This is a genomic window from Enterococcus moraviensis ATCC BAA-383 (assembly GCF_000407445.1).
Taxonomy (GTDB): Bacteria; Bacillota; Bacilli; order Lactobacillales; family Enterococcaceae; genus Enterococcus_L; species Enterococcus_L moraviensis.
In genome coordinates this window covers 166,728-187,851 of sequence record NZ_ASWB01000001.1, presented here as the reverse complement: position 1 = coordinate 187,851, position 21,124 = coordinate 166,728, and the positions used below count along the sequence as shown (strand labels likewise).

Genomic DNA, 21,124 nt, shown 5'->3' with positions numbered 1-21,124 from the left:
GAGTAAATATTGGTCAACACTCGAACAGCCGATATTGGGAACGCCCATTATAGCGTCATGGTATTGATCTTCATGATCTGTACCTAATGAGGAAAATCTTGTGAGAGGTTTTCAAACTAAAGGTGGTAACACGATTAATCGTCCTTTACTTTTGTGAAAAGTAAAGGGCTTTTTTTGTCTTTTCAACAAATCAAATAGATGGAGGAATCATTATGCTAAACAATAAAAAAATCCCTTTCCGCTTCGATATCGTTGGTAGTTTTTTACGACCAGAAGCTTTGAAAAATGCGCGAGCAGCCTTTGCTTCAGGTAATAGTACAAAAGGCGAGTTAAAAAAAGTGGAAGATCAAACAATTATTGAGCTTATCGAGAAACAAAAAAATGCAGGACTTCATGCTGTGACTGATGGTGAATTTCGCCGTCGCTGGTGGCATTTAGATTTTATCGCAGGATTAAAAGGTATCACTGTTTATGATTTTCAAACAACTGCTTTTGGTATCACAACGGATGCTCAAGGAACTTTTGTTAGTGGTCCTTTATCATTTTCAGCAGATCACCCTTTTCTTGATCATTTTCGTTTTACTCAAAAACACGCTGCACCCGTTTTGGCAAAACAAACGATTCCTGGACCAAATATGATTTTCTTAGATTCGTTGATTTTATCGAAGCAATACAATGAAAATCCAGTCTATGATTCTTTAGAAACGTTCAAAAAAGATTTGATTAAAACTTACCAAGATGCAATTCAAGCTTTTTATGATGCTGGGTGTCGTTATTTACAATTAGACGACACAAGCTGGGGCGGATTATTTGATGAGCGATTCCGTACTATGATAAAAAATAATGGTTTAGATGCAGATTCCTTGTTAAATGATTTTCAAGAAGTAACTGAAAAATCGTTAGCGAATAAACCTGATGATCTTGCTGTCACTTTCCATTTTTGTAAAGGGAATTTCCAATCACATTGGCTTTATAATGGTTCTTATGAGAAAATCGCTAAAAATTTATTCTCCATTAAAGCTTTTGATGGTTTCTTTTTAGAATATGATGATGAACGTTCAGGTGGGTTTGAACCGCTTAAAGAACTAAATGATCAACGAATCGTTCTAGGACTAATTACAACAAAAAATGGGAAATTGGAGGATTCCTCTACCATCATTAATCGAATTAATGAGGCTAGTCAATTCGTCTCGTTAGATCAAATTTGTTTATCCCCACAATGCGGATTTGCTTCAACACATGAAGGCAATCATTTGAGTGAAGAAGATCAATGGGAAAAAATAAAACTCGTAAAAACAATCGCTGAGACTGTTTGGAAAGATGCTTAAAAAGAGAGCCTGGGACATAACTAAAAAAGTTATGTTTCAGGCTCTTAATATCCTGTAAATAGTGGCGCAAAAGCAACTACTACGCTTCGCTTCGATCACATCAAATTCTAAGTGCTAAAGTACTAAGATTTGAAGACTTCTTATTTCTCGGAGTTAACCACTTCTGAACAACCGCTTTTCTTCTATCTGTTCACAGAGCGAGCCATTCGATTGATCGTATGGCGCATACCTCGAATCGTAACAGACATTTCATAGATATTCTCAGCAGGGGCAAGTCCACCATATCCTGCATCTCCGATATGTTGTATATCAACGCCACAAATTTTATTGGTCAGTGCAATTTGACGAATCGTTTCTTTCGAAGCACTCTCTTGGCTTGTTCCAATTGCGGACATCGTCAATAAATCATATTTTTTTGCGATTGCTACCGCGGCTTTCATATCCTCCTCTGTAAATCCTTGGATGGTACCAACTGCGGGTAGTAATAATATGTCTGCCCCAGCTTTTGCGTACGCTTCAACTGCTTCATTTGACACTACAGGTTCATCTGATCCTGCGCTGTGCATTTTGCCTGCGATGACCAATCCAGAAAAATTTTCTTTGGCAACTTTCACTGCTTTAGCAATCTCTTCATTCGTTACGCCAGTACCTGGGTTTCCGGTTAAACAAATAAAATCTATTCCCAGCTCTTCTGCTCTTTGAATCGTTTCTTTTGAGCTTGTACGACCATTGCTAATCGTTAATTTATCACTAAACATCGTTGATGAATCATCAACAGGTTCTAAATTTACTCCGATTGGACGACCAACGAGCTCTTTTAGAATCGGTATAGGGTTTATTTTATTTTTTTCTGGATTTTGCCAATAAGATGTCACCTCTTCTAAAGACATACCTGGAATTCCTTGGACAATTGGATTGAAACAATCAAACGCATTTAATAAAATCAGATCTGCCCCAAAAGCTGCTGCAACTTCTGCGTTACTAATGTCTCCAGCTTGCGGAGATGCTACAACTACATTTTCAGATAAAATGGTTCGTCCTTCGCTGGATTTGATCGACTGCTTTAATTCCTCTGCCGACATTTTTTTTACTTCACTGTAACTTGCACTAATTAATCTCTTGACCATAAAATCCCTCCTAAAATTAACGCTATGATGTACACCGTTTTTATTTCTAATCGGTTCACTCATATAGCTAGATAACTCATCCATAATCAATGAATTTATACTAATTATACTAAAAAGATCAAGAAAGCGCAGTCATTTAGGAAATAGATGAAACAAATTCTCATTCTTAGGTTTTTATTTTTGACTTCCTTTATAAATGAAAAGAACTCCGTTATAATAGTACTATTATGTATATAGAATTGAGGGATGTTTATGTCATTTGATGGCGTATTTACTCATGGAATCGTCTCAGAATTATCCGAGACGCTCGTTACTGGTAGAATTTCAAAGATTCACCAACCATATGAAAATGAAATTATTTTAGTGATTCGTACTAAAGGAAAAAATCATAAATTGCTTCTGTCAGCTCATCCAAGTTACTCTCGAGTTCAGTTGACTGAAATTGCTTATGCTAATCCAGATACACCTCCAAATTTCGTGATGATGTTACGTAAATTTCTTGAAGGGGCTATTTTGGAACAGATTCACCAAGTGGAAAATGATCGTGTGATTCACTTTACTTTCACTAAAAGAGATGAACTAGGCGATTTGCAAAATATTGTTTTGATCGTTGAATTGATGGGTAGACATAGTACAATTGTCTTGATGAATAAAGAAAATGGTAAAATTTTAGATGCAATCAAGCACATTGGTAGCTCTCAAAATAGTTACCGCTCATTATTACCTGGAGTCGAATACATCGACCCTCCCAAACAAGAACAACAGAATCCTTTTTTCGCTAGTAAAGAAAAGGTTTTTGAACTCCTTTCAAAAGCAAGTGAACTTAATGGAAAATACTTACAAAGTCAGTTCCAAGGATTAGGCAAAGATACCGCAGATGAGTTGGCCTTTCGTCTAAACGAAAGACCAAATGAAAAGATGCTTGTTTGGCAATCATTTTGGACTGCTCTTGAAACAGAGGTTACACCCACTTTAACTATAACAAGTAAAAAAGAATTCTTTACACCACTACCTTTCGTCTCTCTCGAAGGAAAACAAGAACAATTTAGAACACTAAGTGAGTTACTTGATGCCTTTTACGGAGGAAAAGCAGAAAAAGACCGTGTGAAACAACAAGGCGGAGAATTGATCCGTAAAATAGAAAATGAGTTAAAACGAAACCAAAGTAAAGTTGTAAAACTTCAGCAAACATTAGCAGACACTGAACTAGCAGAGAATTATCGCCGTGATGGCGAACTTTTAACTACTTTTATGGCTCAAGTTCCAAAAGGTGCCGAATTCGTTGAACTTCCGAATTATTATGAGGAAGATCACCTACTAAAGATTAAATTAAATCCAGCTCTTACACCTAACCAAAATGCCCAAAAATATTTTCAACGCTATCAAAAACTTAAAAATGCTGTGAAGGTTGTTCATGGACAAATTGATCAAGCAACACAAGAGATCAGTTATTTGGAATCTGTTTTATCTCAATTAGAAATCGCTGGTCCTATGGATATCGAAATGATTCGTGAAGAATTACTTGAACAAGGATATGTAAAAAAACGTGGCACAAAAAAACAAAAACAGCCTAAAAAGAGTAAACCAGAAGAGTTCTATTCTAGTGACGGCACCTTGATTTTAGTCGGTCGTAATAATTTGCAAAATGACCAACTTACTCTTAGAACAGCAAAAAAAACAGATATTTGGTTACATGCAAAAGATATTCCAGGATCTCATGTCATCATCAAAGAAACAAACCCTTCAGAAGAAACGCTCATGGAAGCTGCAAATCTAGCGGCTTATTTTTCAAAATATCGTTTATCTGCTCAAGTTCCAGTAGATTATGTTCAAGTCAAACATGTTCATAAACCGAATGGAGCTAAGCCGGGCTACGTTATCTATGAAAATCAGAAAACCATTTACGTGACACCAAATGAACAGTTACTAGAAACATTAAAAACGAACAGATCTCAATGAGATCTGTTCGTTTTTTTTTGCTAATCTCGTGCCACCATTGCTCGAGATACTAATTTATTGGCTACATCAGAAATAATTGTATTTGCTGAAACCCCTTGAAGTACAGGTCTTTTCAGTGTCATATAAAAAATATATTCAGGATTTTCAGTTGGAGTGATCGTAACTACCGAATGCAAATATTCTTGTTGTTGGTAAATACCATTCTCAAAAAACTCTGCCGTTCCAGTTTTTGCCGAAACATTCAATCCTTCAATCGCGTATTCTTTACCCATTCCATATTTTGGATCAACTGTGACATCTTTCATATAGTCTAATACTTTTCGTGCAGTTTCACTGGAAATAGGAGTACCTACAACTTCTGGTTGGATTACTTTTTCTTCTCCATCAGCTGAGACGGTTTTACTAATGATGTTTGGTTTTAACATTTTCCCGCCATTCGCAATAGCTGTATAGGCCTGTAGCATTTGTAAATGGGTGACAGAGATCCCTTGCCCATATGAGGTCATGGCTCTATCGACTGTTGTTTTATTTTGAATTTCACCAGCCGCTTCGCCAGCTAGCCCAAAATTCGTGCTTTGGCCAAATCCAAACTTTTTAAGATATTCTTGCCATAAATCAGGCATCCGTTCATGAAGTGTTACCATCCCAACATTACTTGACCAAGCGAACCCTTGTCTAAAGGTCATGTCCCCTTCACCAACACCATTATTCCAGTCACTAATCGTTGTATCATCGATTTTGATGGTTCCAGAAGTGAATTGTTCCGTTTCGTTGAATTTATTTTCCTCAAGAGCACTTGCTACCATCATACTTTTCATTGTAGAACCTGGTTCGTAAATATCTTCAACAAGTATATTACTCCAACGAGCCGTTTCAGGATCATCTAATCCTTTTCTTGTATCTAATTCAAATGATGGACGTTGTGAAGTTGCTAAAATATTCCCAGTTTTTGCCTCCATTAGAGTAGCTGTTATATGTTCTGGTTGATATTTTTCAGCCGCTTCTCCTAGTAATTCCTCTAGATAGAATTGCAAATTACTATCAAGTGTTGTATAAACATCACTACCATCGACTTTTTTCTTTTCTTTCACACTTCCTGGTTTTACATCGCCTAATGCAGAGTTTTTTTCGTAGCTTCTAGAACCATCTTTTCCCGATAATTTGCTATCGTAAGCTTCTTCAATCCCCATAACACCTTTTTCATTGCCTTTGTCATCTTCTTGTGTGTAACCAATAAAATAAGAAGCAAAATTCCCTACTTGATACGCTCGTTTTTTTTCTTCTTTAAAATAAATCCCTGATATTTTCTTTTTATCTAATTCTTCTTGAATTTTTCTTTTCGTTTCAAAATCTAAATTCTTGCCGTTTGATCCAAATTCAACGGTTGTAATGGTCTCCCCTTGTTCATTTACACTGGGTTTCAATTGTTTTAATGTCATATTTTTATCTATTTTTACAAATTTTTCAAAAATTTCAGCAATCGAATTCCAATCTTTCTCTTGGACATATAGTTTTTTTCCTTCTAAATCAGTGTAGTTTTCATCTAAAATTGCATATAGTGAGAATGCACTTGAATCTTCAACCAATACATTTCCATCTTTATCAAAAATCGATCCTCGTTTAGCTTCAAGTGTTTCATGCACTTCGTAAAGTTCTTTCGATTTTTCAGAAAGGGACGTTCCAGCAACCTTACCAGTGATTAGAATATAAGATAATCGGAACGTGAATAATAAGAAAATCAGAATCGTCAAAAATAAAACAATGATTCCTACTCTTTTTCGATTTTTTATTGTTGAAAGATTGCGCTTAACAATTATCTCTTTTATTTTTTTCAATCTACTCTATCTCCAACATCATATTTTTATCGTCCTTATTAAGTGTAAATCATTCACTTTTAGTTGTATCTTGCCCTTTTTATTTTACCTCTTTTAATGTAGCTTTTTGGGGTTAATTTCTGTTTCTTAAACAAAAATTAGACTATTGAGTTGATAAAAAAATACCTCGCCCTAAATTCTTAGAGAGTGGTATTTTTCAACTTATTTTTTGCGTGCTACGTGGACTTTTAACAGTTTTCCTTTGATCGTTCGTTCTTTCATTGCTTGAATCACGAGTTGGCCTTTTCCATTTAATATATCAATATACGTCACATTCTCTTGGATCGTGATAATACCGATATCTTCCGCTGTGATTCCTTCAATTTTTGAAATAGTTCCCACAAAATCAAGTGCTCGTAGTTTCTTTTTCTTGCCACCATTGAAATATACTTTTGTAATTTCTTCATTCACCCGTTTTGCTTTAGGCTGTTTTATTTTTTGTTTTGTCGTTATTTTCGTTTCAAATGCTGATTTACTTCTTGCAATTAATTTAGCATTTGGCAAATTGATTGCGGTCATAGTCAGCTCACCAAAGGCTTCGATTTCTCTTTTTTGCGTTACTTCTTTTGGGGTAACAAACGTTAAGGCAAACCCTTCTTTTCCCGCTCGTCCTGTTCGACCGACACGATGGATATAGCTTTCTTTCTCATGAGGAATATCTAGATTGACAACGTGCGTGATATTTTCAATGTCGATTCCTCTAGCTGCTACATCTGTTGCGACTAGATAACGAAATTTTGCTTTTCTAAAAGCATCCATTACATCAAAGCGGTCTTCTTGCATCATGCCACCATGCAATTTGCCAACAGGATATCCTGCTTTTACCAAGAAATCATAGGTATCGTTAACTTTTTCTTGTGTGTTAGCAAAAATAATACAGGTATCTGGATTTTCAACGATCGTTACTGCTTCTAAAGCAGTCAGTTTATTTTCATCGGTAACATTTAAAAAGGCGTGTTGGATTTTTGGTGTCGTTTTTTCTGTTGCTTCAATTTTTACAACGATTGGATCATGTAAATAGGCATTACTCATTCGTTCAATCGTTTGCGGCATTGTTGCAGAAAATAGTAGTGTATTTTTCATTTTTGGTAATGCGGCAATAATTTCTTTTACTTGATCAATAAAGCCCATATTAAGCATTTCGTCCGCTTCATCAATCACTAAACAATTGATTTTATCAAGCGGAAGACTCCCCTTGATAATGTGATCTAGTACTCGTCCAGGTGTTCCAACTACAATATGACTTTTTTGCTTTAACTCTGACTTTTGTTTCACATAAGAAGCTTTTCCATAAACAGCTGTTGCTTTGATACGTTTATAGCGACCGATATTGATCAAATCTTCTTGGACTTGTTGTGCTAATTCTCTTGTAGGCTCAAGCACAAGAACTTGGGGCTTATTCTCGACCCAGTCAACTTTTTCACAGAGTGGAATACCAAAACTCGCTGTTTTCCCACTACCTGTTTGCGATTGAACCAAAACATCTTTCCCATTTAATACAGCTGGAATAACTTCTCTTTGGACAGGTGTTGGCATTTCGTATCCTAGGTCAGAAATTGCTTTTAAGATTACATCACTTAGCATATAATTGCTAAAATTTATTTTATTCATTGTTTCCCCATTCTTTTCGTTTATTGCTTAAATCATTTTTAACTAAGCGTCTATTTTTACTTTTAAACTCAGCTCCTTATTATCCACGAAAAGATGTAGAACTGCAAGACCTTAGATCATTCTTTTCAAGAAGTCTATAGGGTCTTGTTTCTATTCGTTCAATCGTTATTTCCTTAACTATTCAAAAATAGAAAAATGTGACAATAGTTGTGATAAATAAGAAATAAACGCGTTTCTGAAAAAGACTTTTTCGAGAAGTGTCAAATTTAAGTTCGCTCCCAAAAAGACTTTTCGTTTCAGGAAATCTTTGTGCGTGAATCTAAAAGTCTTTTTCGAAAATCCTTTTATCCTCTGCTTTTAAATTAGTAGTAGTAGTATAATTCTGATCCTGTCTAGAAGTTATATGATCAGACATTTTCTTTTGGCTGTTCCAGCTTCATTTTCTAGAGCAAGTTAGGCATAAAAACAGAGTGGAAAATTCCACTCTGTTTTTATGCCTAACTTGTTTTCATTCTATTTTGTTGTTTTGATCACTATGATTAGCGAACAAAAGCTTTCATCGTTTTGATTGTTTCTCCTAAACTTGCGCCATAAGGTTCAATATCATATGATTCGATTGTTGCAGGAATGATAAAAGTTTGTGCATATTGAATTCGATAAGGTTCGAATTCCCCTGTTGGGCTTGTCACTAACGCTTCTTTTCCTTCAACTAGATTTAATACGTTGACACTGCCGTGATTTTCATGATGTACTTTTTGATTAAACGTATGACGTCTTGTTTCAATAAATTCTGTTTCATGAAGACCTGTTTTTTCTTCTAACCAGCCTTCCCCTTTAGCGATTGTGATAAAAGGATTCACAAGCTCTTTTTCTACCCAATCTTGATTTTTATAGATATCAATATTCGGTTGGCCATGATCAATATTCACTGGTCTAGGCAGGCCATCAAAATCAACACGATCCCAATCCCATAATTTAAAGGTAAAGCGATTAGGCGTTGCACTAATTTCTAAAATAACAGAGTCTTTCCCACTAGAATGAATCGTACCTGACGGAATTGAGTAATGATCATGTTTTTTCATTGGATGACGGTAGATATACTTTTCATCATCGAAACTCACTTCACCTTTTTCTGCTTCTTTCAAGGCATCAATTAGTGCTTCTTTTTCAACACCATTGTTTACACCTATATAGACGACAGCATCATTTTTTGCCTCTAGCACATAATAACTTTCATCTTGAGTATAGGTCACGCCAAATTTTTCTTGTGCGTAATCAACTTTTGGATGAACTTGTAGACTCAAATTTTGACCATCCATCGTATCTAAAAAATTGAAACGAATTGGAAACTCATGTCCAAAACGGCCAAACGTTCGTGCACCTAATAACTCTTCACCAAAGTTAAAGATCAAATTATTTGCTGGTATCTCAATCGATATCCCCGAAAAATTTAAAAGCAAACTATTTTCTTCTGGAACACCATTAAAACTCCAAGCCAAATTCTTTTCTTCCTGACCAACACCAAACGTCTTTTGCATCCAAGTGCCGCCCCAAATTCCTGGATCAAAGAATGGAACTAACGAGAATGGTTGCGCAATTACCTCTTTTAGACCACTCATATACTCACTGTACTTTATAAGCTTAGGGTCTGTTTCATCATGAATGTCCAATAAATAATCAATTTTATTTGTGATTTCCCGCTTGTAACGATCCGCGATAGGCCACTCAAAAAAGTACCCGCGCTTGATCATTTTTAACGAATCTTCCCCAGCATTTTCTGCTTGCCAGTTGTTATATTCACCAGAACGATAGCGCTTTTGGATTTCCCAGCGAGCTAAATCTACATAAATAATTAGATCAACGTTTTCAAGCAGTGAAGCGCCTACGCCATAAATAATGGAAAGTTCTCCCTGACTTCGTTTTTCATTTAGCGCATCCGATACGCTTTTAAACTGTTTTTCATCAATAAAATTTTTAAAAACATGATGACTCATCAAGCCAAAAATTCGGTCATCGGTTAAATTGTCTTTGATTTTTTTAGTTAATTCAGTTGAATTTATAAATAGTTCATTGCTACTAATAATCAACTCAGGATTTAACGGATGAATAATTTTTTCTAAAATAAGTGTCTCATTTGTGACAGGATAACATTCGATTGCAATCGTATATCCTTGATTTTTTTCCTTTTGTGCTAATAATGCTTGAACAATCTCTTCATAAGATGTAATTATCGTTGCGGTCTTTTGAATGTTTATTTCAGGTCGTACTATTGCTGACTTCAAATGTTTTCTCTCCTTTTTTAAATACTCTAACCGGAAAATGGCAGTTAACATAATCGTGTCCAGATTCAGTCAACCAACATGCGCCAACGGATAGTTTTTCAGTGCCTATATTAATTAAACGATGACTCGTGTTTCCAGGAATATAATGGATAGAGCCTTGTGAAACTTCTTCAAGCTCATAGGTTCCATCCTCGAAAACTAATAACAATAGTCCTCTTCCTTTCATTCCCCAATAATATTCACCTGTATCTTTTTCCTGATGAATGTGTCCTTTTGTCATGTAAAATTCATTCCCCACGGTTCCAGGCATTACATGGGATATCCCTAAAAACAAACCGCCTTTTGTTCCTTCAACTAGGCCGTTTTCATGATACTCAACTTCATAAATCACTTTAGAAAGATCAGACTCTTGATCCCTATTCTGATAATAATCAACATAACTTTCTAGTTTCGTTTGACTATAATTGACTGCCTCTCCATCAAGTTTAGGTAGTATTGGGTTAAAATGAATTATTTCTTTTCTCATCATTCACGATTTTCTCCTTTCTATGGTTGAAAATCATTCCAAAGGTTTTGATATTTCAATGGATCTGTGACAAAGTCAAATCGTGACGGATTTTCTTCGTATTGTGTATATAAATTTCGCTTTGATAATCCGAATTCTTGGTATTCTCTCGCGTTTTTTACTTCCACACCTTCATGTGAATAATTAGGATTTTGGATCCAGTTTATTTCACCCTCTGTCACGACTGGATAATAAGCTAAGCCTTGGCGTGCTCTGATTTCTTTATAGTCAAATGCATAGTCACGAATACACCATGCACCAAATAACATTTTTTGATGTTGAGAAGCGTTCACTGTATAATGAGCCCATTTTGGTGGTACAATCACGATATCTCCTGGTTTAGCTAAAATTGCGACACATCGCCCTGGCTTTTCGGCAACAAACTCTTGCATGTAAATATATGCTTCTCCTTGCCAAATTTCATACACTTCTGGTGTTGAGGAATTGCATGAAGGAGAGACTGCATGAATATGCCCCTGACTGCGAACCAATTCACTTCCGATTAAACCACTATTATAAGCAACTATTCCATATAATAAATTACGGTCTATCAAGTCTTTTTCATGTTTCTTTTTCCCGACGTCCATTGCAATTGAATACAAAAGTTCTGGTCCTGTGGCCTCACTGTCTAATAAACTATTACGAATATCATTTAAATATCGTTCCTCTACTGTTTCAGGATGAAAAATATCCACCCCGAAATCCAATGCCAAGTCTGCCTCATTTAAACGAATATCTAATACTTTATTAAAAGTCATCTTCTGTCTCTCCATTTGAATGTATTGTATAATCTTGAATTGTTTCTTTCGCAGAAGTGATAGCATCCGTTATTAAGTCTTCTGTTTGTTTTAGTTCACTTGATAAAACTAGATCCAGAACTAAAGGAAGGTTCATTCCGCTTACTAGACGGACATCTCCGCTTTCAGCAAAATAACTATACGCTGTTGCACCTGGAGAACCTGAAGGGATATCACTTAAAATGATTGTGCTTTTAAATTGACTGTCATTTGGCAATAAGCTCAGTTTCTTTTTAAAATGTTCAATTCCTTCTTCATCAAGTTCTACAGCATGAAGCTGAGGCTGCTCCCCAACAATAAATTCCAGTGCTTTTTTCATCCCTGTAGCTAAACCTAAGTGGCTTACTAGAATAATTCGATCATTCATTTTATTCGTGCTCCTTTTTGTCCTATCGTTTTAAAATTCCCACCATTTTTTAAAATAAATACGCAACGCCAACGCCAGCAAATGCAACCACAAAATAAATCATAATTAATTTAACAGGGGAAACATTCTTTTTAGCCATTAAATACCAAGAAAAGAAAATCACCAAGAGTGGGGCAAGTTTAGGAAAAATCCCATCTAAAATTGCTTGAACATCAATTTCTGTTCCCGTTAAGGCAAATTTTGCAGGTATTTCAAGTTTTACGTAAGAAGCCGCAACACCACCAATTACTGTCATTCCTAAAACTGTAATTGCTTTTGTGATTTGTTGTGCTTTTTCTCCTGTAAATACATCAACAGATTCAGCTCCAAGTTCATATCCTTTGAAAAATAAGTAGCGAGAACCGAAATACATAATACAGTTATAGGCAACAATATAGAATAAAACACCTAAAATACTCCCATTTGACGATAAGCCCATTCCAATTGAAAGTAAGATGGGGATCAACATACCTGGTACCATTGAATCACCGATTCCAGCTATCGGACCCATTAAACCAATTTTCAAACTATTGATTAAGTCACCTGTAATACCACTATTACCAAGTGCTTTTTGCTCTTCCAATCCAGCAGAAATCCCATTTATTAGTGCTCCAACCTGTGGTTCAGTATTATAAAAAGCTGTATGGCGTTCCATCATTTCTTTTTTCTTTTCTGGTTCTTCGATATACAATTTATCTGCAATAGGCTCCATTGAAAGAGCAAAGCCCATTGCTTCTAAAAACTCGAAACTCATGGCAACTAAGTTATACATCATCCATCTGTGGTACGATTTCGTTAACGTTTTTTTATCTAGTATTTTCTCGGCCATCGTTAAAACTCCTCCTCGTCATCTTCTTCATCTATCACACCATTTGATGTGACAACACTCTTTTTACTTGAACCAGTATAATATAGATACGCAATCACAGCGGCTACTATTGTTAGCGCAATCATATTCAAATTTAAAAAGACGATACAAACAAACCCTAATAAAAAGAATAGAAATAATGAATTCTCTTTAACAACCGCTGTCAATAACATTGCAATTCCGATTGCAGGTAAAACGCCACCCAAGTAGCTCATTACGTCAATCAAATATTGTGGCATTGAATCGAGCATTGATTTGGCAAAACCTGAACCAAAATATACTACTAAAAATGAAGGGACAAAACGAGAAATAAAGTTTGTTACTTGTGGACCTGCAATCGCATTTAATCGGAACTTACGATAGTCACCCTCTTGAATAGCAGCAACTGCTCGATGGTTCCAAAAAGAGTTGACCACTTGATATACGTTAAATACAATCGTACCCAAAACACCAATTGTTGTAGCAAGCGTTACCGCAACTTCAGTACTCGCATTTGATAACATAGCTAAAGCAATCGCCGGAAAGGCCACAAAGTTCAAATCAGCTGGCATTTGTCCGCCAGGAGTAACCATTGCTATATATACGGTCTGAATTGCAACACCGATCAAAATCCCTTGTTTTAAATCACCCAGGATAAGTCCTACGATCATTCCCGAAACAAGTGGTCTAGTGATCGTATACCAACCACCCGTTAGACCTAACAGCCAAGGGGTCGATAACGCACCAAGGTAACAAAAGACCGAAATTGCAATTGCCTGAAATAACAATGTTCCATCCATTAACTTTCTCCTCCTTCGGCTTTAAGCTCATTCCAGGTTTTCTTTTTAGAATCAGGTACTAATTGAAATGAAACCGTCATCCCGTTTTTCTGCAAAGTATCAAAAGCAACTTCTTCTGAAGGTATAATACTCAAATTTTTCCCATATTTTTTTGCACCATCTCTAACACTCATTGGTCCTACATTCAACTCTTGATGTTCAGAAATAAAATCGACACCGCTTTCATATATTCTTACGAGTGTTTCAGGCGAGCGAGCGATCAAAAAATAGTTTCGTTTGCTTTCCACAATTTTCGGCCACTTTTTAATTATTTCTTCCTCAGTTAAAACAAACCCTTTTAGAGGTGATGGAACTGCTGATTTCAGCATTTTTGCAAGCACTGGGTTATTTGCTGACGGATCGTCAACCGCTACCACACCATCACATTTCCTTTCGCTCATCCATCGTGTCACCACTTGACCATGAATAATCCGATCATCGATCCTAATAAATGAAATTGCCATTTTTCTTCCTCCTCATATTGACATATTGTCATTACATTATATTATAAAGAAAATATATTTCTGTTTTCAGAAATACACTTTCATTTACTCCAATTTAGCCCTCTACATAATAACGATACTCGCTACCTATGTAAAAACACTCAGAATACTCGTGAAATTCTTTTCCTAATTGCTGCGTAATTCTTACTCGTTTTAAAATCGGGGTGTGCTCGTTGATTTTTAGTACTTCGATTAATTGTTCACTTGGTTCAATCGCTTCTACATATTCTTTGATCGAATCAACAACAATATCAAACGTTTTCAAATACTCGTAAAACGAACCATAATACTCTTTAGCATCCGTTGAAAAATTTGGTTCAAACGTAAAATAAGTATCAAAAAAAGCAAATGCTAAATCTTCTGTTCCGAAGACTCGTTGTAAATTTAAAACGGGGTCTCCCTCTTTAATATTTAAAAAATTGGCAATCTTAGCAGATGCAGTTTTTTTTTCTATCCGTGCTTTTAATGTATGCACTTTACGACCAAGATCATTCATTTCTTGAGTAAAACTTTTCACTATTACTTCTTTGACTTCTACTTCTTTTGATTGAACAAATGTCCCAACTGCTCGTTTGCGGTATAACAGACCCTCGTTTACTAATTGATCAATTGCCTTTCGAATCGTGATACGGCTGACATCATAGATATTACATAATTCAAACTCAGTTGGAATCTGATCTTCAACTTCCCATTCTCCAGAATGAATCTTAAATTTTAAATCGTTTGCGATTTGAATATATAAGGGCAGTCTGTTATCATTCATTGTTTCACCTTCCGTCTATATCTTATTGTCATAACAATAGCACATGAATATAATTTTTACAAGTTAAATTTGCAAAAAAAATGTCGGAAAAAATAATTTTTAGGATATATACGCTCTATTATTGTGGATATTTCTATTTTACTCATTTTAGTTTTAATTGTTATTTTTTATAACAATAACTATCATTGTTATATAGTCGATAGTTATTTCATTCTTGTGTTTGTTAATAGGATCATTCGATACACTTTGAAAATAGTCGAAAAACAACAGTGCTGAAAGTAAATCTTTCTAACACTGTTGTTTCATAATTGTTATTTTAAAATAAGACGTAAAATAAAAGATAAACCAAACCAGCCAATCAAACTAATTCCGATTGCAATTACCCAACCTAAAATATTATGCTCCAAAGGCAAAGGCATATTCATGCCAAAAAATCCAGTTACAATCGTTGGGATTGTTAACAAAATAGAAAGAATCGTTAATATTTTCATTGTATCGTTTAAGTTATTATTCAAGATATTGTTGTACGTCCCCGATAATTGTTGCAAAACTTGAGCTGTCAATTGAGCCATTTCAACCAGTTGTCTTGCTTCAATCTGTGTATCTTCTAATTGCTCTTTTTCAATTTCATCTAACGTTCGAAATACCGTATTTGTTTTTATTTGGTCTAGCAAGACAGTATTTTGCTTTGTGGCAGAGATAAAGTATGCCACTCCAGTTTCCACATCCGATAACGCTAGTAAATTGGCTTTTGTTGTTTTTTCCTTCAACATAGCATTAATATGATTTCTTTCTCGATCCATTTCTTCGATCACAGGGAAAAATTTATCTGTAATGATAAACAAACTAGAAAAAAGAAATTTGAATAGTGATACTTCTGAATTTTTTTCTAAATAGTTTTCCATATATTGAATAATATACATATTTTCACTATTTGTTATAGTTAAAAAGCGTTTATCCTTAATCAAAAATGTCATGGGAATTGCTTCGTAATGATTATTGTTCTTGCCTTTTCTAGGAACATTGTAGATTAAGATGAACGTTTCCAATTCATTATCATATTCGATCCGTGCTCGTTCATTTTTATCTAATGCGTAAGAAATGATCTCTGTATCGATCCCATATTGTTTATATAAATCTGAATCAGTTGAAACCTGATCTGAATTGATATTGATCCATACATTTTCGTCGTTACTAAATTTTTTTTCTGTTATCATAAAAAATCCCCCTCTAAAAACACTTCTGTACATAGCTTGAAAATACTAGTTACACTAGAAAGAATATACTCAATATTCTTTAAAGTTTTTTTCAGCTTTTGTAAGATTGATCATTAGTTGTGTTTGTTCTTCTTTCGTTAACCCATTACGAACTTTTTCATCCAACTGATCAAAAATAATGTTTACTTGACCAACTAATTGCTTCCCTTCAGCTGTAAGGAAAATATTTTTCTGTCGTTCATTATTTTTAGGTATTTCACGGTAAACAAGATTCCGTTCTTCTAATCCTTTTAAAACATTTGTGAGCGTTGCTTGTTTTTTCCCAACATAATCCGCTACTTCCCGCTGAATTGTACCTGGATGATGAAAAATATAACTAAGACTACGGGCTTGTAGACTATTTAAATGCAGCTTCCTTAAACTTGAGACTACATAATTTTGTTGGAACATACTGAGCAAATAAACCTTTTCTGATATATTATCTCGATTTGAAATCATTCTTATCACCTCGTCCTTAATAGTTTAATATAAAACACTTTAATTTACAACTGTTTTAATATAGTCTATCTTAAAGAATCGAAAATACGTCGATTCTAGTTGTCAAAAAAATCCTTGATTCGTCGTCAGACTATCAAGGATTTCACTTATTTTATTAAGATGTTTATTTCATAGAATCATGCAGAATTTATCTGAAATAAGTTTCTTGTAATTGACGTCTAATTTTCCCATTCAGGAAATGATAGACCATCGATAAAGCTGGTATAAATATGATCATCTTCGGTTTCTTCTCCTGCGATCAGTTGAATGATTTTTTCAGCAGCCAACATGCCCCATCGATGTTTAGAATAAGAAATCGTCGCTAATCTTGGCTGAATAAAAGCACTGATATCAATATTGTCAAACCCAATCAAGCGAATGTCTTGCCCGATTTGGTAAGGCGTTTCTTTAAAATATTTATACGCACCAATTGCCATCTCATCATTCAACGCAAAAATATCTAACGGAAGTACTGGCTCTTTTTCCATGATCTCTTTAGCCGCTCTGTAGCCTGAAGGTTCTGTAAAATCTCCAGAAATAATAGCATAGTCAACATCAAAGCGTTCTAGTTCTTTGATACTGGCATTTAGCCGTTCCTGACCATCATAACTTTTTTCTGGACCTGAAATCAAATATAATTTCTTCGTTTGACAAGCAACCGCTTTTTCAACAGCAAGAGTAGCGCCACCTTTATTATCCAAAAGAACTTTGCGCACATTTTCGTGTGTAATCAAACGATCTAAAATGACTAAATAATGTCCTCGATCCGCATATTGTTCGATTTCTTTATTTTTGAAAGTCCAATCTAATACGATCGCCCCATCGATCATTCGTTCAGGAATAAATAGATGCGATTTATTCCCACTACAAACGATCATTTCGTAGTTTTGTGCTTCCAATCCTTTTTTTATGCCGTCTAATAGTTCGCCATAAAAACTTCCACCATAATCAGCAAGGTAAACACCGATTATGTTCGTTTGCTGTCTTTTCAACGTACGAGCAGCCATGTTAGGAACATAGTCCAATTCATCTGCAATCGCTTGGATCCTTGCCCGAGTTGCTTCAGTAACTTTTGGACTGCCATTTAATGCATAAGAAACAGTTGATATCGACACCCCTGCTTTTTTTGCAATTTCTTTAATTCCTACCATGAATGCTCATCTCCTAACAAAAAATATCTATTTGGTTTTCTTTTTCCCCTAAACAAGCTGTAAGTTCAGCAAGTGAAACAATATAGCCTCCTTGACGATAAGGATTCTGCTCTCGTTTTGAGGAAACCTCTTTGCCATTTGCAAGGACTGCTGATGTTTGACCATCTAAATGAAACACAATCCGCACCTCTTTATCGGCTATTTTGTACTTCATTGTTAATCCGTCTAATTTTATAGGCAAAATCGGATCGAAAATCACCTCATGTTTCTCTTCACGAATCCCTAAAACATTACTTAACAATTGGTTCATATAGATGCCTGGGCCGCTAGAATAGATCCGCCAACCACCTTTTACTCCAACACTTCCTGTTTTCAGTTGATCAAAATTGGCTTGCGCATCGTATCTCGTTTTAAAATCTCCATCAGAACTACTAAAATAGACATTTGCCTGACGGATTTCTGCATTTTGCACATGATCTCTTATTTGGATAGGATTAATGATAGATAATGCTTGCCATGTTTCATCTGCTTTTCCAAGTTTTGCCATGGCTTCAGTAAAACGAATATGCGCATGGACGTACTGTAGACCAATTTCCCGTCCGAAATTTGCAGACTGCTCCGCCCGTTTAAAGTTCGTGCTCACCCCACCTTGATAAGTAGCAGGGCGATTCATCAAACGAACCCCATCAGGAAATTGTAAATGTTCCTTAATGATAGCATAATGCTGTTGGACTTGTTCTACTGTTAGTAATTCAGCGATCATACTCCGTGTCATTGGTAATAAACGGTACTGAATTCCTGTTTTTTTGTCTGTTGGATGGATCATAAATTCCACATGTTCCGTATCCTCCATATAAACAAATCCTGGAATCGTGTCAGTCGATAAAATATAATTTTCAAAATCTTGTTTGATATTCGTCGCTAGTTCTGCTAAGTGTTTTCCATAAGCACTGTCGACTTCTACTAATAACTGAGATAATTTTTTGATTACTTGATACGTCAATGCTACCGTCCAACTGCTGGCCATATATTTTTTCAATTTACTATCATATGGTTGTAGCGTATCATCCCAATCGCCGTCACTATAACAAGAGAGATAGGTTCCCTCTAAAAAATTATCCTCAATGAATTGGATTTCTTTTTTCACATGATTAAACAAGGAAACAGTCTTCTCTGTTTTTCCATAGGTTTTCCGATCTGTATACGGAATTTCTTCATCAAGAATAGTAAAATCTTTTGTTTTCGTTAAATAGTCCGCTACAATTTTCATCGGCCAGACGATTACATCGCCATGACTTTCATCCGCTTTTTGTTTTTCATAACGATCAAACATAAACCATTGTGGCCAGTTTCCATCATCATTAAATTGATTTGCATAAACATTTTTTAGGATGGATCGCACAACTTCCGGTTTATTCACAGCTAGGAAAAATTCTGTTGGGCCTTGAGACACATCTCTCGTTCCCCAGGCAGCTCCGCCGTATTGTTCCAGTCCATGAGGCGAAAGGTAATGGACTAACATATTGTGTGTGTACCAACGGGATAAACTGTTCATTGATTCAACAGGTTCCGTTTGATGCGTCAGTTCAAAGTTATTTAACAAACCATTTACAAAAGCTAAGAAATCATGATTTTCTTTTTCATAAGTAGTCATTGTGTCTTGAAATGGCGCACCCGTCATGTTGGCTTGAATCCGCATAGAAAATGCTGCTTGAGATTCAACAACAAAAAGAGTTAGCGTTTCCTCCGAAACACTGGATAAAAACAAACGCTCATCAGTCAGCTCAAAAGGCTTATCTAGTGAAACATAATAAGTTAAATCTGGATATTCTTCGTGGATAACTGAATCTGTTGTTGCTGTGACTTTGATCAGTCCATTTCCTTCTGTTACGTTAAATGCCGGCTCTTCTTCGTCCGCATTCATAACAAGCTGATTGGTTATGGCAAAAGTATATTTTCTTCCATTTTGGCTACTTACTTCCATACGGATTTCTTTTGTGTCATTCAACGTGAATGTTCTCACAATGATTATATCATTCTCTAATTTATAATACCACGTAGCAGAGTTTAATCCCATCTCAAATGCAGATGGCATCGTTAATATTCGCCACTGCTCTCCCATTTTGATATAGATTCTTTGGCCGGATTGTTTCATGATATTTAAAGAGTTACGACTATTGCTCATTAATTTATTCATCGATGTATTGCCTAAAACAATTTGAGAATTAAAAAGACCATACATGTAAACCGTTGTACTTAATTCTGGTTGCTCTACATCCAATTCTGTACCACTTAGTAAAATGTGTCCATGCGCTCTTTCCATATTAATTTCTTTTTCTTTTAATACCACGTGGTGGTAATCGTCAGTAAAGAAAGAAGCAACTTTTCCATTGATTCTCTCCACTTGTTCCTGCTTAGGAAATAAGTCATCCAGCTCTGTATCCGTTAAAGGTTCCCCCGTGATCGGTTCTCCTAAATTTTTGAAACTCTCACTTCCCGCCTTAACCCTGTCCTCCCAATTTAAGGAATCATAGGCTTTTTTTATCTCTACTTTTGATAGCAACGGGTGTTCAATTACTGTACTTTGATTTTTGATGGTTGTACCATAAAAAACGATTTTGGTTTCTTCACTTACAATACACATTTGAGTTTGTAAGGCGATATACGCAAACTCATATTGATACACTTCATTTGCTAGAAAATCTTGCTTTAATGCCTGTGCTTGATTTGTCTCCTTGTATTGGCGACCAAAAAATTGATACCCATCTGTAGAAAAAGCGACTAATGAATTCAAACTCCCTTGTTCGACTACAGGGAAATTGCCATCTTGTGGCTGATTCTGACGAGAAGAAATCGTAATCGATCCCTCTTCTTTTGAAACATGATGGTCCACATATTGTGACATGTACGCTTCATTTGATCGCACTGCACCTTTTGTGGCGTTGCCGATATCTTGCCCGTATAACACATCCACTTTTTGACCAGAACCCGTTAGGTTAACCTGCCAAAACCAGACACCCGTTTCGCTGATTTGAAAATCAACTTGGTAGTTTATACCTAAGAACTGTCCAGACCATGTTGCTTGATTTTTGTTGATATAAAATGTGCTCGCTGAGTTTGAACCAATCATTGGGGCTGTTTGAATACCATTTTGATCATGTACTCGTAAATAAAGTTGATTACAACTTCCATCCAGCGGATTACCGTGAAGTTGATTTACCATGATCGAGCCAGATAAAATTTCGTATAGATCTCCCGTTTCTAAAAATGAGAACACTGTTCCGCCATTTTCAATTGTTCGTTTTTGATATGTCATCT

17 protein-coding genes and 1 other annotated feature (1 of these 18 running past the window's edge) are annotated in these 21,124 nt (G+C 35.6%); of the genes, 2 read left to right on the top strand and 15 right to left on the bottom strand.

Going from position 1 to position 21,124, the window contains the following annotated elements:
- Nucleotides 1-149 (top strand) — a binding site (T-box leader); it begins 99 nt to the left of the window's first position.
- 63 nt (nucleotides 150-212) lie between these two features.
- On the top strand, nucleotides 213-1,328 hold the full coding sequence (locus tag I586_RS00895; RefSeq protein WP_010765065.1) for a 5-methyltetrahydropteroyltriglutamate--homocysteine S-methyltransferase: 1,116 nt from the start codon (nucleotides 213-215) through the stop codon (nucleotides 1,326-1,328).
- A 182-nt stretch (nucleotides 1,329-1,510) separates the two neighbouring features.
- On the opposite strand, the gene I586_RS00890 is transcribed toward I586_RS00895, so the two are convergent.
- Nucleotides 1,511-2,455: a DUF7916 family protein gene (locus I586_RS00890; protein ID WP_010765066.1), complete on the bottom strand. Its 945-nt coding sequence runs from the start codon at nucleotides 2,453-2,455 to the stop codon at nucleotides 1,511-1,513.
- Between the two features lie 252 nt (nucleotides 2,456-2,707).
- Here I586_RS00890 and efbA point away from each other — a divergent pair, with 252 nt between their 5' ends.
- The gene (gene efbA, locus I586_RS00885) at nucleotides 2,708-4,414 is read left to right on the top strand and encodes a fibronectin-binding protein EfbA (protein ID WP_010765067.1); all 1,707 of its coding nucleotides are present in this window, start codon (nucleotides 2,708-2,710) and stop codon (nucleotides 4,412-4,414) included.
- Nucleotides 4,415-4,434: 20 nt separating this feature from the next.
- Here the strand turns inward: efbA and I586_RS00880 are convergent, their stop codons facing one another.
- From I586_RS00880 to I586_RS00815, 14 genes are all read right to left on the bottom strand, one after another.
- Nucleotides 4,435-6,249: a penicillin-binding transpeptidase domain-containing protein gene (locus tag I586_RS00880; RefSeq protein WP_010765068.1), complete on the bottom strand. Its 1,815-nt coding sequence runs from the start codon at nucleotides 6,247-6,249 to the stop codon at nucleotides 4,435-4,437.
- A 201-nt stretch (nucleotides 6,250-6,450) separates the two neighbouring features.
- A complete protein-coding gene (locus I586_RS00875; protein ID WP_010765069.1) occupies nucleotides 6,451-7,899 on the bottom strand; it encodes a DEAD/DEAH box helicase in 1,449 nt (482 codons plus the stop codon).
- A 539-nt stretch (nucleotides 7,900-8,438) separates the two neighbouring features.
- Nucleotides 8,439-10,181, bottom strand: a complete 1,743-nt coding sequence (locus I586_RS00870; RefSeq protein WP_010765070.1) for a class I mannose-6-phosphate isomerase — start codon at nucleotides 10,179-10,181, stop codon at nucleotides 8,439-8,441.
- Complete coding sequence (locus tag I586_RS00865; protein ID WP_010765071.1) at nucleotides 10,156-10,710, bottom strand: glucose-6-phosphate isomerase family protein; 555 nt, start codon at nucleotides 10,708-10,710, stop codon at nucleotides 10,156-10,158. The genes I586_RS00870 and I586_RS00865 overlap by 26 nt, the downstream gene beginning before the upstream one ends.
- A gap of 17 nt (nucleotides 10,711-10,727) precedes the next feature.
- Nucleotides 10,728-11,504: a glucose-6-phosphate isomerase family protein gene (locus tag I586_RS00860; RefSeq protein ID WP_010765072.1), complete on the bottom strand. Its 777-nt coding sequence runs from the start codon at nucleotides 11,502-11,504 to the stop codon at nucleotides 10,728-10,730.
- Nucleotides 11,494-11,910 carry a PTS sugar transporter subunit IIA gene (locus tag I586_RS00855; RefSeq protein WP_010765073.1) on the bottom strand — a complete coding sequence of 139 codons (417 nt, stop codon included), beginning with the start codon at nucleotides 11,908-11,910 and terminating at the stop codon, nucleotides 11,494-11,496. The genes I586_RS00860 and I586_RS00855 overlap by 11 nt, the downstream gene beginning before the upstream one ends.
- A gap of 49 nt (nucleotides 11,911-11,959) precedes the next feature.
- Nucleotides 11,960-12,778 carry a PTS system mannose/fructose/sorbose family transporter subunit IID gene (locus tag I586_RS00850; protein ID WP_010765074.1) on the bottom strand — a complete coding sequence of 273 codons (819 nt, stop codon included), beginning with the start codon at nucleotides 12,776-12,778 and terminating at the stop codon, nucleotides 11,960-11,962.
- 2 nt (nucleotides 12,779-12,780) lie between these two features.
- Nucleotides 12,781-13,596 (bottom strand): PTS mannose/fructose/sorbose/N-acetylgalactosamine transporter subunit IIC, encoded by an 816-nt coding sequence (locus tag I586_RS00845; RefSeq protein ID WP_010765075.1) that lies wholly within the window; start codon nucleotides 13,594-13,596, stop codon nucleotides 12,781-12,783.
- The gene (locus tag I586_RS00840; RefSeq protein WP_010765076.1) at nucleotides 13,596-14,099 is read right to left on the bottom strand and encodes a PTS sugar transporter subunit IIB; all 504 of its coding nucleotides are present in this window, start codon (nucleotides 14,097-14,099) and stop codon (nucleotides 13,596-13,598) included. Before I586_RS00840 ends, I586_RS00845 begins: the two co-directional genes overlap by 1 nt.
- 94 nt (nucleotides 14,100-14,193) lie before the next feature.
- Nucleotides 14,194-14,901 (bottom strand): GntR family transcriptional regulator, encoded by a 708-nt coding sequence (locus I586_RS00835; protein ID WP_010765077.1) that lies wholly within the window; start codon nucleotides 14,899-14,901, stop codon nucleotides 14,194-14,196.
- A gap of 311 nt (nucleotides 14,902-15,212) precedes the next feature.
- Complete coding sequence (locus I586_RS00830; protein ID WP_010765078.1) at nucleotides 15,213-16,118, bottom strand: magnesium transporter CorA family protein; 906 nt, start codon at nucleotides 16,116-16,118, stop codon at nucleotides 15,213-15,215.
- A 69-nt stretch (nucleotides 16,119-16,187) separates the two neighbouring features.
- Nucleotides 16,188-16,616: a MarR family winged helix-turn-helix transcriptional regulator gene (locus I586_RS00825; RefSeq protein ID WP_010765079.1), complete on the bottom strand. Its 429-nt coding sequence runs from the start codon at nucleotides 16,614-16,616 to the stop codon at nucleotides 16,188-16,190.
- A 218-nt stretch (nucleotides 16,617-16,834) separates the two neighbouring features.
- Nucleotides 16,835-17,806, bottom strand: a complete 972-nt coding sequence (locus I586_RS00820) for a LacI family DNA-binding transcriptional regulator (RefSeq protein WP_010765080.1) — start codon at nucleotides 17,804-17,806, stop codon at nucleotides 16,835-16,837.
- A 13-nt stretch (nucleotides 17,807-17,819) separates the two neighbouring features.
- Nucleotides 17,820-21,122, bottom strand: coding sequence for a GH36-type glycosyl hydrolase domain-containing protein (locus I586_RS00815; RefSeq protein WP_010765081.1), 3,303 nt, complete (start codon nucleotides 21,120-21,122; stop codon nucleotides 17,820-17,822).
- Between the last annotated feature and the right edge of the window lie 2 nt (nucleotides 21,123-21,124).

What these genes read in the sequence shown, in the direction of transcription:
- I586_RS00895 (WP_010765065.1), top strand. Translation starts at nt 213, where the DNA reads ATGCTAAACAATAAAAAAATCCCTTTCCGCTTCGATATCGTTGGTAGT.
- I586_RS00890 (WP_010765066.1), bottom strand. Translation starts at nt 2,455, where the DNA reads ATGGTCAAGAGATTAATTAGTGCAAGTTACAGTGAAGTAAAAAAAATG.
- efbA (WP_010765067.1), top strand. Translation starts at nt 2,708, where the DNA reads ATGTCATTTGATGGCGTATTTACTCATGGAATCGTCTCAGAATTATCC.
- I586_RS00875 (WP_010765069.1), bottom strand. Translation starts at nt 7,899, where the DNA reads ATGAATAAAATAAATTTTAGCAATTATATGCTAAGTGATGTAATCTTA.
- I586_RS00865 (WP_010765071.1), bottom strand. Translation starts at nt 10,710, where the DNA reads ATGATGAGAAAAGAAATAATTCATTTTAACCCAATACTACCTAAACTT.
- I586_RS00860 (WP_010765072.1), bottom strand. Translation starts at nt 11,504, where the DNA reads ATGACTTTTAATAAAGTATTAGATATTCGTTTAAATGAGGCAGACTTG.
- I586_RS00855 (WP_010765073.1), bottom strand. Translation starts at nt 11,910, where the DNA reads ATGAATGATCGAATTATTCTAGTAAGCCACTTAGGTTTAGCTACAGGG.
- I586_RS00850 (WP_010765074.1), bottom strand. Translation starts at nt 12,778, where the DNA reads ATGGCCGAGAAAATACTAGATAAAAAAACGTTAACGAAATCGTACCAC.
- I586_RS00845 (WP_010765075.1), bottom strand. Translation starts at nt 13,596, where the DNA reads ATGGATGGAACATTGTTATTTCAGGCAATTGCAATTTCGGTCTTTTGT.
- I586_RS00840 (WP_010765076.1), bottom strand. Translation starts at nt 14,099, where the DNA reads ATGGCAATTTCATTTATTAGGATCGATGATCGGATTATTCATGGTCAA.
- I586_RS00835 (WP_010765077.1), bottom strand. Translation starts at nt 14,901, where the DNA reads ATGAATGATAACAGACTGCCCTTATATATTCAAATCGCAAACGATTTA.
- I586_RS00830 (WP_010765078.1), bottom strand. Translation starts at nt 16,118, where the DNA reads ATGATAACAGAAAAAAAATTTAGTAACGACGAAAATGTATGGATCAAT.
- I586_RS00825 (WP_010765079.1), bottom strand. Translation starts at nt 16,616, where the DNA reads ATGATTTCAAATCGAGATAATATATCAGAAAAGGTTTATTTGCTCAGT.
- I586_RS00820 (WP_010765080.1), bottom strand. Translation starts at nt 17,806, where the DNA reads ATGGTAGGAATTAAAGAAATTGCAAAAAAAGCAGGGGTGTCGATATCA.
- I586_RS00815 (WP_010765081.1), bottom strand. Translation starts at nt 21,122, where the DNA reads ATGACATATCAAAAACGAACAATTGAAAATGGCGGAACAGTGTTCTCA.